The following is a 13,389-nucleotide window of genomic DNA, read 5'->3' as shown; positions in this document are numbered from 1 at the left end:
CCTGTCGTACTTTTGGTTGCTGTACGACACCGCCCAACAGCCGCCACCAAGGGGGGTACTCAGGGCCGATCATGATTCGCACGTACGCCGAAGGAACCACTTCGTGCTGGTGGTGGTAGTTGTGAACCGCCAGCCCGACCTGCTACAGGTTGTTCATGCACCTGATGCGAGCGGCGGCGCGGACCTTTTAGAAGGCGGGGAATAGCAACCTGAGCAGCACCGCGATTATGGCCACCACAACCAGCAACTCGATCAGCGTGAAACCGCGGCGTGCGGCCCGATGCATCTATAACGTCGCCAGTTCGACCCTGGCGGGCGGATCCAGTGGCGCGCCGCACGGACCTCGCCAGGGCAAGGTCATTTGGACAGGAACCAACAGAGTGGGCCACTGAGATTCCTCGTTACAGATCACGGCCCGCGGCGGTGTCGGTGCCCGATGCCATCCCGTCGCTCCTCGGGTTCCGCGACCGATCCCGATCATGGCACCACCGCTGGGCCGGAACTCATACCGAATTCATCCATTTCCAACGCCAGCGCCGGATTTCAACGTGAGTTCTCCACCGCGCGTACAAATCAAACCGTCGACCACGTTGAAAGTCTTGAACTTACGAAAGGGCGGCGCACGTCACACTCAGCGAGCGTAGACGCCAGATTTTACAATACTGGTTGATGTTACGCTCGATGACGCTCTGCGCGCCGGCGACGCCTGAACATCCCTCTGGAGGACCAACACCCCACCGCGTTACTTCCCGAGTCGCTCAGCGTGGGGACTTGCAGTGGGCCGCGTTCACGTCCTTTTAACCGTCCATCGCCATGACTCAACCGCAGTGTCTACCGATCCTGGTTGTGACCGCCGGCGTCAATCGGTATGTTCCAGTGTAAACGCGCTCCGGGCCGCCGGTACACTCCTGCGCTGCGCCCGCGAGCGGCCGATCACCCACCCAACCGGCACCCATGATCCAAATCCCCGCGCTCCGTTTCGGCAAAGCGTATACGAGCCTCGATAAGGCCCAACTCATTCACCACGTCACCGGCGAACCGGTCGCGGAGGTGAGCCAAGTCACGGGGTCCATGATCGCCCGCGACCTGAGCAACATGGAGCGGGCGCACCGTGAGCTGGCCGCGATACCCGTCCGCGACCTCCTGGCGATGTACAAGAAGGCCGCCGATTACTTCCTCAACGCCACCCTGCCCTGCGGCGACACCGAACTCACCTTCGATCAGTACACCCGCCTGCTGTCGGCCACCACCGGCAGCGCGCTGGTGTTTTGCGACCGCAACGCGCGAAAGGTTCACTACGTTCTGGACAACATTGAGGAGGTGATAGGGGGACTGACCCGCGGGTTGCCGATCGACGCCCTCGACAAGGGGTACACGACCGCCACCGGCCAGATGCAGGCGTTCTACCCCACGACCGACGTGTTCGGCGCGGTACTGCCCTCGAACTCACCCGGCGTTCACTCGCTGTGGGTGCCCACCCTCGCGTTCAAAATCCCACTTCTCCTGAAGCCGGGCCGCGAGGAGCCGTGGACCCCGTACCGGGTGCTCCAGGCGTTCATCAAGGCCGGCGTGCCGGCGAACGTGCTCGGATTCCTGCCGACCGACCACGCCGGCAGCGCCGACATCCTCCGGCTCTGCGGCCGCAGCATGGCCTTCGGCGACGACCGCAGCATGGCGCCGTACAAGAACGACCACCGGGTCGAGATCCACGGCACCGGGTACTCCAAGATCATCTTCGGCGAGGACCAGGCCGACCACTGGGCGCAGCATACCGACTTGATGGTCGAGGCGGTCGCGGGCAACGGCGGGCGGGCGTGCGTGAACGCCAGCGCCATCTGGACCCCGAAGAACGCCGACGCCATCGCAGAGGGAGTGGCCCGGAAGCTCGCCGGCGCGAAGGCCCGTCCATGGGACGACCCCGCTTGCGAGGTCAGCGCTTTCGCCAAGCCCGAAGTGGCCGAGGCGATTAATAACATGGTCGAGGAGGGCCTGAAGACTCCCGGCGCTCGGGACATCACGCAGGAGCTGCGGGGCTCGCCGCGGTTGGTGAAGGAGGGGCGGTGCGCGTGGCTGCTGCCCACTATCATCCGGTGCGACACGCCCGACCACCCGCTGGCGAACAAGGAGTTCCTGTTTCCCTACGCCAGCGTCGTAGAATACCCGCAATACGACGTGCTGAAGCGGATCGGTTACACCCTCGCGGCCACGGCCCTGACCGACGACCCGGCGTTCATTGCAGAGTGCATGGCGTGCCCGAGCATCGAGCGCCTCAACATCGGGCCGCTCCCGACGAACCGACTGACCTGGGACCAGCCGCATGAAGGGAACCTCTTCACCCACCTCTACAAGCAGCGCGCCCTCCAGCACGCCCGGCGGCCTGCCGCCGTTTGACCACGAGCCGCTCGGGCGTGTCATCTTCGCACCGGGCGCGCTCGCGCAGCTCGGCGCGGCGGTCCGCTCGGTGGGCGGGACCCGGGTGCTACTGGTGACCGACGCCGGCCTCGCGCACACCGGGCATCCGGGCCGGGCTGTCGGGTTCATGCGCGAAGCCGGACTCGATGTGGCCGTTTTCGACGGCGTCCGCGAGAACCCCACCGATCACGAGGTCGGGAACGGCGTCTCACGCGCGAGGGAGCATGGCGCGGACTGCCTCGTGGCGGTCGGCGGCGGCAGCTCAATGGATTGTGCCAAAGGCATCAACTTCATTCTCACCAACGGCGGCCGCATGGCCGACTACAAGGGGCACGGGAAGGCCGCCAAGCCGATGCTGCCGTCCGTCGGGGTGCCCACCACTGCGGGAACAGGCAGCGAGGCCCAGTGTTACGCGCTCATCACCGACGAGCGCACCCACCTGAAAATGGCGTGCGGGGACAAGAAGGCCGCGTTCCGGGTGTCGATCCTCGATCCGGAGTTGACGCTCTCTCAGCCCCGCTCGGTTACCGCGGTCACCGGGATCGACGCGCTCGCGCACGCGATCGAGTCGTTCGTGTGTACGAAGCGTAACGCCGTGTCCGCGATGTACGCGCGGGCCGCGTTCGGCTACCTGGAACCGAACTTCGAGACGGTCCTGACCGACCCGCAGAACCTGACGGCCCGGTCCGCCATGCAGATCGGTTCGCACCTGGCGGGGATGGCGATCGAGAGTTCGATGCTCGGGGTGTGCCACAGTTGCGCCAACCCGCTGACGGCACATTACGGGATCACCCACGGGGTGGCGATCGGGGTGATGCTCCCGCACGTGATCCGCTTCAACGCCGCCGCCGTGGGACACCTGTACGCCGAACTGGCCCCGACCGCCGCCGGCGCGAACGGCCGGCCCGCAGCGGAAGCCCTCGCGGCCCGCGTCCGGCAACTGACCGCCGCGGCGGGTCTGCCGCAATCCTTGAAAGAGTGCGGGGTGAGTGACACTATCCTCCCTCTGCTCGCCGAGGAGGCGAACCAACAGTGGACCGCGCGGTTCAACCCCCGCCCCGTGACCGAGGCCGATATCCACAAGCTGTATCAGGCCGCGTGGTAACTCGTGAGGTGTGCGCCATGACCCGCGTTCTGTTCCCGGCCGTGCTGGCCGCTGCGGCGCTGTGCCCCGCTCCCGGCGCTGCCGACTGGCCGGTGTTCCGCGGCGACCCGCTCATGACCGGGACCGGAACCGCCAAGCTCCCTGACGCGCTCGAAGAGCGGTGGACGTTTAAGGCCAAAGACGCGGTCGAGGCGGCCCCGGCCGTCGTCGGTGACACGGTGTACCTCGCGTCCCTGGACAAACACCTGTACGCCGTCGAACTCGCCACCGGCAAGGAGAAATGGAAGGTCAAGCTTGGCGCGATGAAGGCGGCCCCGGCCGTCCGGGGCGACCGTGTGTTCGTGGGCAACCTGGACGGCAAGTTCTTCTGCCTAAACGCTACTGACGGCTCAAAAGTGTGGGAGTTCGAGACCGCTGGCGAGATCATGTCCGGGGCCAACTTCCACGGCTCCAACGTGCTGGTGGGGTCTCACGACTCGACCTTGTACTGCCTCAACGCCAACGGCAAAAAGGTCTGGGACGTGAAGACGGACGGTCCCGTCAACGGCTCGCCGGCCGTGATCGGTGACGTGACGTTCGTGGCCGGCTGTGACAGCGTCCTCCACATCCTCGATGCCAAAACCGGGAAGGAACTCGGGTCCGTGGACCTCGGCGGACAGGCCGCCGCGACCGCCGCGATCGCCGACAACGTGGCGTACGTCGGGACGATGGCGAACACATTGGTGGCAGTAGATGTGAAGAAGAAGGAAAAGCTGTGGTCGTTCGAGGCGCCGGTGCGACAGCAGCCGTTCTACGCGAGCGCCGCTGCCGGGGAACTGATCGTGGCCGGCAGCAGGGATAAGAAGCTGTACGGGCTCGACCCGAAAACGGGAAAGAAAGTTTGGGAGTTCGCAACAAAGGGACAGGTCGATGCGTCGCCGGTCGTGGTGGGCGGGAAGGTGTACGGCGGGTGCCTGAGTGACGACGGCGAGTTCTACGTTCTCGATCTGAAGACGGGGAAGAAAGTCCAGGAACTCGCACTCGACGCCGCCGTGTGTGGGTCTCCTGCCGTAGGGCCGGACTGTCTCATTGTCGGCACAGACAAGGGCGTAGTATACTGTTTGGGAAAGAAATAGCTGGTATTTGTTGGGGGGCAACGGATGTCGATCGCGGAAGCGCCCGTCGTTGTGAGCGGTCCGACGCACCTCGACCTTCCCGAAACGGACGGCAAACCCGTGGAGAACGCGTTCGAGCACCCGCAGAGCGCGTTGCTCTCAGATGTGTTGCTCCCGGTGCTGACCAGGCTGCACCCCGACGGCAACTATTTTGTGGGTGCGGACACGGGCATCTACTGGTATCACGCGAAGCCGAACCCACTCGACGGGTGCAAGTCGCCCGACTGGTACTACGTCCCCAACGTGCCGCGGCTGCTGGACGGAGAGCTGCGTCGCTCTTACGTCCACTTCCAAGAAGGGGGTAACCCGCTCGTCGTCGTGGAGTACGTCTCGGGAAACGGGGACGATGAACGTGACCGTACGCCGATCACCGGCAAGTTTTGGGTGTACGAGCACGCGATCGCGGCCACCTTCTACGTCATCTGGGACACCCCGCGAAATGTGTTGGAGGTGTACGAACTGATCCGTGGGAGCTACCGGCAGTTGGACGCGGACGCGAACGGACGGGTCCGTATCAGAGACATGGACATCAGCTTGGGTCTCTGGCACGGTGAATACCACGGGTACACAACGAACTGGCTGCGGGCGTGGGATCGCGAGGGGCACATGCTTCCGACCGCGGGAGAGCGTGCGGAAGCTCAGCACCGCCGCGCCGAGACCGAAAAGCAGCGCGCCGAGACCGAAAAGCAGCGCGCCGAGACCGAAAAGCAGCGCGCCGAGACCGAAAAGCAGCGCGCCGAGACCGAAAAGCAGCGCGCCGAGACCGAAAAGCAGCGCGCCGAGAAACTCGCCGCCCGGCTCCGCGCGCTCGGGGTCGATCCCGATTCCGTCTGAACGTGAAGGCTCATCATGACTGTCAGCGCTGCCGAGCAAGAAAAAACGGGCTTGGGTAACTACTTCATCGCGAACTACCCACAGTTCTCGTTTTGGAGTAGTTCGTATCTCCCCGATGCCGAGCGGGCGGTCAACTCGCCCCCGCGCCCCGGTGTCCCGCTCGGTCTGTACCTCCACATCCCGTTCTGCCGGAAGCGGTGCAAGTTCTGTTATTTTCGTGTCTACACGGACAAGAACGCCAGCGACATCTCGGTCTACCTCAACGCGATCACCAAAGAGGTCGAGCTGCTCAGCAAGACGGGGTGTGTCGGCGGTCGGCCGCTGGACTACGTTTATTTCGGCGGCGGGACCCCGTCGTACCTCAGCGCGTCACAGCTCGACGGGCTGATGTCGCGCTTGCGGGCCATCATGCCGTGGGACAGCGCCCGCGAGGTAACGTTCGAGTGCGAGCCCGGCACGCTCCAGAAGCACAAACTGGAAACGCTTCGAACGCACGGCATCACCCGCCTGAGCCTCGGGGTCGAGAACTTCAAGCCGGAGATCCTTCAGTACAACGGGCGCGCGCACTCCGAAGACGAGATCTACCGCGCGTTCGGCTGGGCGCGCGAGCTCGGGTTCCCGCAAATCAACATCGACCTGATCGCCGGGATGGTGGGGGAGGACTGGGACAACTGGAAACGCTGCGTCGCAAAGCTCTTAGAGCTTCAGCCGGATTGCGTGACCATTTACCAGATGGAGCTGCCGTACAACACGGAGTTCTCCAAGGCGCTCCGGGTCAAGGACGGTGCCGCACGCACGTCGCTCGATCTGATCCAGCCCGCCGAGGGAACTGTATCGCCCGCGGGCAACGTCGCGGACTGGCCCACGAAACGCGCCTGGACCAAGTACGCGTTCGACGAGTTGGTCAAAAACGGCTACGAGGTCTCCAGCGCGACTACGGTGGTGAAGAGCAAGGCGAACACGAAGTTCGTGTACCGGGAAGCCCTCTGGCGCGGGGCGGACATGTTCGGAACTGGCGTCGCGTCGTTCGGGCACGTGAACGGCGTTCACATGCAGAACCTCGACACCTGGGAAGCATACGTTGGCAAGCTGGAGGCCGGTGAGTTGCCCCTCGGCCGCGCGTTCCCGACTACCGAGCGCGACCGGTTGATCCGCGAGGTCGTCCTCCTCCTCAAAACCGGTCACCTCGACGTGGACTACTTCCGAGGCAAGTATGGGGTTGACATCCGCACCGAGTTCCGCGAACCGCTCGCAAAACTGGACCGCGAGGGGTGGCTCAAGGTCACCGGAGAAGGCGTCGATTGCACCCCCGAAGGGCTGATCCAGATTGATCGGCACCTGCCGGCGTTCTTTGATCCGCAATACCTGAGTTCGCGGTACACTTGACGACCGAAGGCGCGCCCAGACCGAAACGTGACCAGACCGTTCCCGGTGTCGTCGCCCGCGAGCCTTCGCAGTTCGGCTCCATCGTTCCGGGACCCACCCGATCCACACCAGTGCCCCCATGCCCGAGCCGCTCGTGTTCATGATGGGCAAGCACCCGGCCCCGGTGCCGGGGGACTTGCGATACTGCAAAAACCACATGTGGTGCCGCCCGGCGGGCGAGCAACCGAGTGTGCTCGTGTTCGGGTTCACGGCCTACGCCGTGCGGCTCATGCAGGATGTGTACTTTCTCGAATGGCGTGTGGACGCTGGCAAGATGGTCACACTCCGGCAAGAGATCGGCTTTATTGAAACTCAGAAGGCCACCTCCGGGCTATATGCTCCCGTTGCGGGCACGGTCGTGCGGTTCAACACTGCCCTGCTGAACGATCCGGGCACGATCAACCTGGACAGCTACGGCGCCGGGTGGCTGTTCGAGTTGATCGGCGATGCCGCAGAAACACTCGACGCCGCCGGGTACTACGCGCACCTGGAAGCTGGCTGGGATGCGACACAACGGATGATTAAGGGCCAGATCAACGCCGGTGCCGAATGACTGTACCGTTGTAGCACCCCACAACCAGTGCGAGGCTCGTTACTCAGATCAATTTCCGCGCGCAATGAAGCCGTAGGCAGCACTTTTAACCGATCGCGCGAGCTACTATCACAGCCGCCGCGCCTCCTTCGCCAAGCTGATCCGGTCCATAGTCAGAAACCCATATTCGTCTACGCCCCACGCCCGTTGTCGGCTGCGCTGAGAAACTGGCGGCACGGCCTCTGCCCGTGCAACGGGCCGACGCGGACTTCAATACCCTGCCGGTTGAACTGGGTCACGGGGTCGTCAGCCGGACGGATTTACCAAACGGGTCCACTCGGTACGGGAGTTCTGTTTGTCGAACGTCCGCAACGAGGGCGCCGGGGTTGGGAAGAGCGGTCGAGGTGCATTCGGCCCATCGGAACACCTACTTTAATCGACACATTTGGCAAAAGAAATTGCCGGCGACGAGGTCGCTGCGGATACTGCTACTAGGCGTACATCAAACGAATTGGTTAACATAGAAGAAAAAGCAGCGAGGCTACAATCTGCGCAGCGAGCGAACGGTCGTCGGTACTCGTACACCAGGATGTCAGACTGGTATTGCCTTCGGCCGACGATGACGAGCCGATCCCAGTCGGGGACCGGTACCTGGAGAGGAAGAAATGCGCGCCACCGGCTTTTTCCAACCCATCAAGCCGCGGCACACTTGGAACGGCGGCGGGGCCGGTCGCTAAGATAACACCACACCTGCCCGAAACCGCGCCGGCGCCACTGCCGCCGTTGCCTCCGCCGACACCGGGGTCCGCATGAGTCGCTCGCGCCTTACGGTCGTTCTGTCGCAGGCCCCCGGTAAACACCCGGCGAAACGGGCCCTCGAAGAGAGCATTGTCGCTTCCCTTCTGCTCGAACCCGATCTGGAAGTGTCGGTGGTGCCGAACCTGTATGACCTCGGCCCGGATCACAGCGGGCGGCTGTTCCTCGATTCCGTTCGGGGGGACATGGTCGTCCTGTCATGGCTGTACCCTCGAGCCGCCTTCTGGCTACTCGACCGCAACGGCATCAAGGGTCACTTCGGCGAAACGAAGTTAAAACCGCCGACGGACGATGAGGACGACGCCGAGACCGACACCCCGGTTGAGAAGCCCGAAGCGATCGGGCCGTCGGGTACGATCCCGGACCGGCACATCTACACGCTGGACCTGCGTGACTCGAACAAGCACGAGGCGTTCGGGGTCGAGATCCGACGGATCGCTGCCGAGTGCCGGGACCGTCGCGCCGCGAAAGCCCGGGGGAAGGCGACGAACAACCCGCCCGTTCTGCAACTCGGGCTGTCGGTCGCGAAGCCGGAGCCAGAACTGCCCCCGGCGCAGCAGGCGTTCGCCCCGGAGGCACTGCTGGCGCCGGCCGGCCGGCGCTGGTACCCGGTGATCGACTACAGCCGCTGCACCAACTGCCTCGAGTGCCTCGACTTCTGCTTGTTCGGGGTGTACGGAGTCGACTCGCTGGAGCGTATCCTGGTCGAGAACCAGGACCAGTGCAAGAAGGGCTGTCCGGCGTGCAGCCGGGTGTGCCCACAGCAGGCGATCATCTTCCCGGAGTACAAGTCGGCGGCCATCGCGGGGGCCGAAACCGGCGCAGTGGGCGGGCTAAAAATCGACCTCAGTCGGCTGTTCGGCGGCGACGTTGGTGACGCGCTGGGTATGGCGGTTCAGGAGCGCGACCGCGAACTGGTAAACGACGGGCGCAGCGCGGTGGGCACAACGGTCGGCCTTCCCAAGCGGCAGGCCGACAAGCCGGCCGCACAGAAGGACGATCTGGATAGACTTGTGGACGACCTCGACAGCCTCGGGCTGTGACCCCAGCAGGACGAAATAGAACTGTGCATTCTTGTTATCGATCGAGGACGACCTTGACGACACCCGGCGAGATCCAGCAGTGCCCGCACGGAGGCCCGCTGTGCCGCTGCTGAAACGATTTTCGGACGCGCTGCGGGCGGTGTTCGCGCCGGCGCCGCCGACTGCTCGCGAGCGGTCGGCACGCCTCGAGCGGCAAATCCGCGCGCTCGTGGACACCCTTCCCGCTCTGCCGGCCACGGCCGTCCGGGCGCTGGCTCTGATGGACGACCCCGATGTCTCGCTCGGGGCGCTGGCCGAGCTGATCCGAAGCGACACCGCCCTTGCGACCGGGCTGCTGCGGGTGGCGAACAGCGCGCTGTTCGCGGGTGGGTCCGCTGTGCTGCGCGTGGACCAGGCGGTGGTGCGGCTCGGCCTGTGGCAGTGCAAGAGCTTAGTAACCACGATCGGCATCCGCCGGGTGCTGAGCGGAAAGACCGACGACACTGCAGGCGCCCTCAGCGCGCTGTGGCACCACGGGTACGTTACCGCGTCGCTCTGTTCGGCGCTGAACCGGACCGGTCGGCTCGGGTTCGGTGGCGAGGAGTACGCCGCGGGTCTGCTTCACGACATCGGGCGCGTGCTGATCGCTCTGGCCGACGCCGAGTGCGTCCCGCTCGCGCGGCTGCTCGACTTCGCCGACGACTTGAACCCCACGGCCCGCGAGCGCGAGGCCCTCGGCGCGGACCACTGTGAACTGGGCGCCTGGTTCGCGCTGCTCAGCAACCTGCCCGGCGCGCTGATCGACGCCATCAAGCACCACCACGCGCCGGCCGGCGCGCCGCGGCTCGCGGTGCTGGTCGCCGCGGCAGACCACATGGCCAACCACCTGGAGTGCGCCACGACGGCTGAGGGCTACGATCCTACAACCAACTCGGCCCTTGCCCTTTTGCTCGCGGACCGCTCCGCCGGGCACCGTGACGCGCTGTTCGCGAACGTCCCCGGCCTGATGACGGACGCCCTGGGCTGCGCGGGCGCCACAATGACTCATACCAAACTTGGTTGATCCGTAACCGCTCTTCAGCGGCCCGGAGGGCTGTCTTTACGTGGCAGTCATGGCCGTTTCGCGTCCGACGGTTACGGATCGATCGGATTCGTCAGGACGCCCGAACTCACGACGGAACCAGACATGATTCCCGCCGAGCGGCTCCGCACCGCGTACCGGACCGCCCGCGCCGCGCTGCTCGCCGAGCGGGTGCCTGAGGGGCACTGGGTGGGCGAGCTTTCGACCTCCGCGCTCTCCACGGCGACGGCGGTGATGGCGCTGCACCTGGTCAACCCGTTCACACACCGCGAGCTGATCGACGCCGGGCGGAAGTGGCTCGCCGAACACCAGAACGCCGACGGCGGCTGGGGCGACACGGTCAAGAGCTTCTCGAACATCTCGACGACGATGCTGTGCCGCGCCGCGTTCAAGCTCGCGGGCGAGAAGGAGTACCCCGAAACCGTTCAGCGGGTGGAAGAGTACCTGAGTCGAAACGCCGGCGCGCTGCCGACGGCTCGGGCCGCGGCCATTCGTGCCCGATACGGCAAGGACCATACGTTCTCGGTCCCGATCCTAATGACCTGCGCGGTGGCGAAACTGGTTCCGTGGGACGAGGTGCCGCGCCTGCCTTTCGAGCTGGCGTGCCTGCCGCAGAGCTGGTACCGGTTCGCGAAGCTGCCGGTGGTGAGCTACGCCCTGCCGGCGCTGATTGCGATCGGCCAGTGCATCCACCACCACCGGCGGTCGCAGAATCCGATCCGCAACACCGTCCGGCGCCTGGCGCGGGGGCTGTCGCTGAAGGTGCTGCGGCGCATTCAGCCCACCAGCGGCGGGTACCTGGAAGCGACCCCGCTGACGAGCTTCGTGGTCATGGCGCTGTCGAGCATCCGGCGCCGGCGCGCCGCTGCGGAACAACAGGTGATCGACGAGGGCGTGCGGTTCCTGGTCGCCTCCGTTCGGCCCGACGGGAGCTGGCCGATCGACACGAACCTCGCGACCTGGGTGACGACGCTCAGCGTCAACGCGCTCGCGACCGCGGGCGACCTCGAAGCGCTCGACACGAAGGAGCAGATACTCGCGTGGCTGCTGAAGCAGCAGTATAAGGAGCGGCACCCGTACACCGGCGCGGACCCGGGCGGGTGGGCGTGGACGGACCTTCCGGGCGGCGTGCCCGACTGCGACGACACCCCGGGCGCGCTGATCGCTCTCGCACACCTCGACCCCAAGTCTGATCCTCAAGCCGTTCTCTCGGGCCTACGCTGGGTGCTCCGGCTGCAAAACGGGGACGGCGGTGCGCCGACCTTCTGCCGCGGTTGGGGCACGCTCCCGTTCGACCGCAGCGGCGCCGATTTGACAGCACATTCGGTCCGCAGCCTCGCGAGTTGGTACCGCGTATGGGGAGCAGGACCGCCTCCAATCGAACACTTGAGACACCGGCTCAAGGATTTGGAATTCCCCTTATCGGGACTCTTCTGGGATGTGGCGAGACGTAACCCACGCTTCGTCCGCTACCTCAAGAAACAGCAGCGATCGGACGGCTCCTGGCTCCCGCTGTGGTTCGGCAACCAGCACGCCCCCGACGATATCAACCCTGTGTACGGCACCGCGCGCGTTCTCGCCGCGTACCGCGATCTTGAGCTAAAGGACGCGCCCGAGTGCCGGCGCGGGATCGAGTTCCTGCTCTCGGTGCAAAATGCCGATGGCGGCTGGGGTGGGGCAAAGGGGTGCCCGTCGAGCGTCGAGGAAACGGCGCTCGCGGTGGAGGTGCTGCTCGACCTCGCAGACGGCGACGCCGTTCAGAAGGGCGTCGCGTGGCTCGCGGAAGCGGTCGAATCAGACCGGTTCCGCGACGCCAGTCCGATCGGGTTCTACTTCGCGAAGTTGTGGTACTTCGAGAAGCTGTACCCGATCATCTTCACCGTCGCGGCGCTGGGCCGGGCGGTGAAGATCACTTCGCCGGCGCCGGCGGCAGAATCGGCTTGAACTCGCCCTTCCCTTTCCGGTCCAGGTTCTTGTTCAGGTTCACGGGGTCGAAGTCCACTTTCGCCCCGGTCGACGGTACCTCAACCTTTGCGGACCACAGCACCGCATTGACCACCACCCGGCGGAAGTTCTCATCCGCCCAGTTGCGGTGGAAGTGCCCGCCAGTGAACCCGAAGCCCCGGCCCTTCGCGCGATCCGGGCGCTCGTAAGCCCATGCCATCGTTTCGATCTCGCCCTTGCGGCGCTTGGTGTACTCGGTGCCGCGGGTCCCGTCCGGCGGCACGGCTTGCAGGATCGGCGTGACGCCCTTCATGTCTTCCACAAACCGCATCCCGTAGTACCACTCGTCGCGGAGCGTAAACGGCTTCACGCCGCGGGTGATTTCGTGCTTCGGGAGGCTGCGGATGACGGCGTCCCAGTGCGGGTTAATGCTGTAGTTCGGTTCGTAGTACCCGCCCATCCAGCCGAGGACCTTTTTGCCGTGTTCGGGCAGGTAATCGACCGCGTAGTGCAGGTTCACCCACCCGCACCCGCGATCGATCTGCTTCTGGATCAGCTCCATGCGCTTGCCCTGCACCACCGGGTGCCCGTTGCGGCCGTCCATGTACATCACGACGCAGTCGGCGGTGTCGAACAGCTTTTCGTTCTTGGGCCAGCCGTCCCGGGCCATGATCGGGAACACGCCGTCCGTCTGCTTGAGCAGGTCACAGAGGATCGCGCACCCCGCAAAGAACTCGTGGTCCCCCGGGCCGTGGCTGGCGCGCCCGGCCACCACAAGAACGCGTTTGCCTTTGAAATCAGCCGGTGGCTCTTTCTCAAGTACCACCTTCGACTGGTCAAACGGGTCGGCCTTCGGTTCTTCGGCCCGGGCCGTTACAATCGGTGCGAACAACAACAGGGAGAGAACGGCGCGCATGGTGAAAGGCTCGCTAGCGAGGAGGGTATCAGGCGGAGGGTATGGGGCGGGATACACGAAACCGCGCCGCCGGTCCGAACGCAAGCGCGTTTTCTGTTGCACCCACTCGGGGTTGAGGCCAAACTGGTTTGACCGCCCGGCGTCCCGT

General features: G+C 65.1%; 11 protein-coding genes. 9 read left to right on the top strand and 2 right to left on the bottom strand.

The genetic code is table 11. The features are described 5' to 3' along the window. Positions 1-187 precede the first annotated feature (187 nt). On the bottom strand, positions 188-286 hold the full coding sequence (locus GobsT_RS17770) for a type IV pilin protein (protein WP_010040041.1): 99 nt from the start codon (positions 284-286) through the stop codon (positions 188-190). 668 nt (positions 287-954) lie between these two features. On the opposite strand from GobsT_RS17770, the gene GobsT_RS17765 reads away from it, so the two are divergent. The 9 genes from GobsT_RS17765 to GobsT_RS17725 all read left to right on the top strand — a co-directional run bounded on the left by GobsT_RS17765 (position 955) and on the right by GobsT_RS17725 (position 12,325). Beyond that, positions 955-2,391 (top strand): aldehyde dehydrogenase family protein, encoded by a 1,437-nt coding sequence (locus GobsT_RS17765; RefSeq protein WP_010040039.1) that lies wholly within the window; start codon positions 955-957, stop codon positions 2,389-2,391. After that, positions 2,318-3,517, top strand: a complete 1,200-nt coding sequence (locus GobsT_RS17760; protein ID WP_010040037.1) for an iron-containing alcohol dehydrogenase — start codon at positions 2,318-2,320, stop codon at positions 3,515-3,517. Before GobsT_RS17765 ends, GobsT_RS17760 begins: the two co-directional genes overlap by 74 nt. A 17-nt stretch (positions 3,518-3,534) precedes the next feature. Beyond that, complete coding sequence (locus GobsT_RS17755) at positions 3,535-4,632, top strand: outer membrane protein assembly factor BamB family protein (protein ID WP_010040034.1); 1,098 nt, start codon at positions 3,535-3,537, stop codon at positions 4,630-4,632. A gap of 24 nt (positions 4,633-4,656) precedes the next feature. Then, a complete protein-coding gene (locus GobsT_RS17750) occupies positions 4,657-5,505 on the top strand; it encodes a Uma2 family endonuclease (protein ID WP_010040032.1) in 849 nt (282 codons plus the stop codon). A gap of 15 nt (positions 5,506-5,520) precedes the next feature. After that, the gene (locus tag GobsT_RS17745) at positions 5,521-6,891 is read left to right on the top strand and encodes a coproporphyrinogen-III oxidase family protein (protein WP_010040030.1); all 1,371 of its coding nucleotides are present in this window, start codon (positions 5,521-5,523) and stop codon (positions 6,889-6,891) included. Between the two features lie 118 nt (positions 6,892-7,009). Then, positions 7,010-7,483 carry a glycine cleavage system protein H gene (locus GobsT_RS17740; RefSeq protein WP_010040028.1) on the top strand — a complete coding sequence of 158 codons (474 nt, stop codon included), beginning with the start codon at positions 7,010-7,012 and terminating at the stop codon, positions 7,481-7,483. A gap of 788 nt (positions 7,484-8,271) precedes the next feature. Then, the gene (locus GobsT_RS17735; protein WP_010040026.1) at positions 8,272-9,321 is read left to right on the top strand and encodes an ATP-binding protein; all 1,050 of its coding nucleotides are present in this window, start codon (positions 8,272-8,274) and stop codon (positions 9,319-9,321) included. Positions 9,322-9,421: 100 nt separating this feature from the next. Further along, positions 9,422-10,363, top strand: a complete 942-nt coding sequence (locus GobsT_RS17730) for an HDOD domain-containing protein (RefSeq protein WP_010040024.1) — start codon at positions 9,422-9,424, stop codon at positions 10,361-10,363. 123 nt (positions 10,364-10,486) lie between these two features. After that, positions 10,487-12,325 (top strand): prenyltransferase/squalene oxidase repeat-containing protein, encoded by a 1,839-nt coding sequence (locus GobsT_RS17725; RefSeq protein ID WP_010040021.1) that lies wholly within the window; start codon positions 10,487-10,489, stop codon positions 12,323-12,325. On the opposite strand, the gene GobsT_RS17720 is transcribed toward GobsT_RS17725, so the two are convergent. Further along, positions 12,291-13,241: a ThuA domain-containing protein gene (locus GobsT_RS17720; RefSeq protein WP_010040018.1), complete on the bottom strand. Its 951-nt coding sequence runs from the start codon at positions 13,239-13,241 to the stop codon at positions 12,291-12,293. The genes GobsT_RS17725 and GobsT_RS17720 overlap by 35 nt on opposite strands. Positions 13,242-13,389 lie beyond the last annotated feature (148 nt).

This window comes from Gemmata obscuriglobus (assembly GCF_008065095.1).
Lineage (GTDB): Bacteria > Planctomycetota > Planctomycetia > Gemmatales > Gemmataceae > Gemmata > Gemmata obscuriglobus.
Note: the sequence above shows the minus strand (reverse complement) of the source record. Positions and strands in the feature narration are given on the sequence as shown.

Excerpts from the sequence above, each read along its gene's own strand:
- GobsT_RS17770 (WP_010040041.1), bottom strand. The coding sequence starts at position 286 with ATGCATCGGGCCGCACGCCGCGGTTTCACGCTGATCGAGTTGCTGGTT.
- GobsT_RS17765 (WP_010040039.1), top strand. The coding sequence starts at position 955 with ATGATCCAAATCCCCGCGCTCCGTTTCGGCAAAGCGTATACGAGCCTC.
- GobsT_RS17760 (WP_010040037.1), top strand. The coding sequence starts at position 2,318 with ATGAAGGGAACCTCTTCACCCACCTCTACAAGCAGCGCGCCCTCCAGC.
- GobsT_RS17755 (WP_010040034.1), top strand. The coding sequence starts at position 3,535 with ATGACCCGCGTTCTGTTCCCGGCCGTGCTGGCCGCTGCGGCGCTGTGC.
- GobsT_RS17750 (WP_010040032.1), top strand. The coding sequence starts at position 4,657 with ATGTCGATCGCGGAAGCGCCCGTCGTTGTGAGCGGTCCGACGCACCTC.
- GobsT_RS17745 (WP_010040030.1), top strand. The coding sequence starts at position 5,521 with ATGACTGTCAGCGCTGCCGAGCAAGAAAAAACGGGCTTGGGTAACTAC.
- GobsT_RS17740 (WP_010040028.1), top strand. The coding sequence starts at position 7,010 with ATGCCCGAGCCGCTCGTGTTCATGATGGGCAAGCACCCGGCCCCGGTG.
- GobsT_RS17735 (WP_010040026.1), top strand. The coding sequence starts at position 8,272 with ATGAGTCGCTCGCGCCTTACGGTCGTTCTGTCGCAGGCCCCCGGTAAA.
- GobsT_RS17725 (WP_010040021.1), top strand. The coding sequence starts at position 10,487 with ATGATTCCCGCCGAGCGGCTCCGCACCGCGTACCGGACCGCCCGCGCC.
- GobsT_RS17720 (WP_010040018.1), bottom strand. The coding sequence starts at position 13,241 with ATGCGCGCCGTTCTCTCCCTGTTGTTGTTCGCACCGATTGTAACGGCC.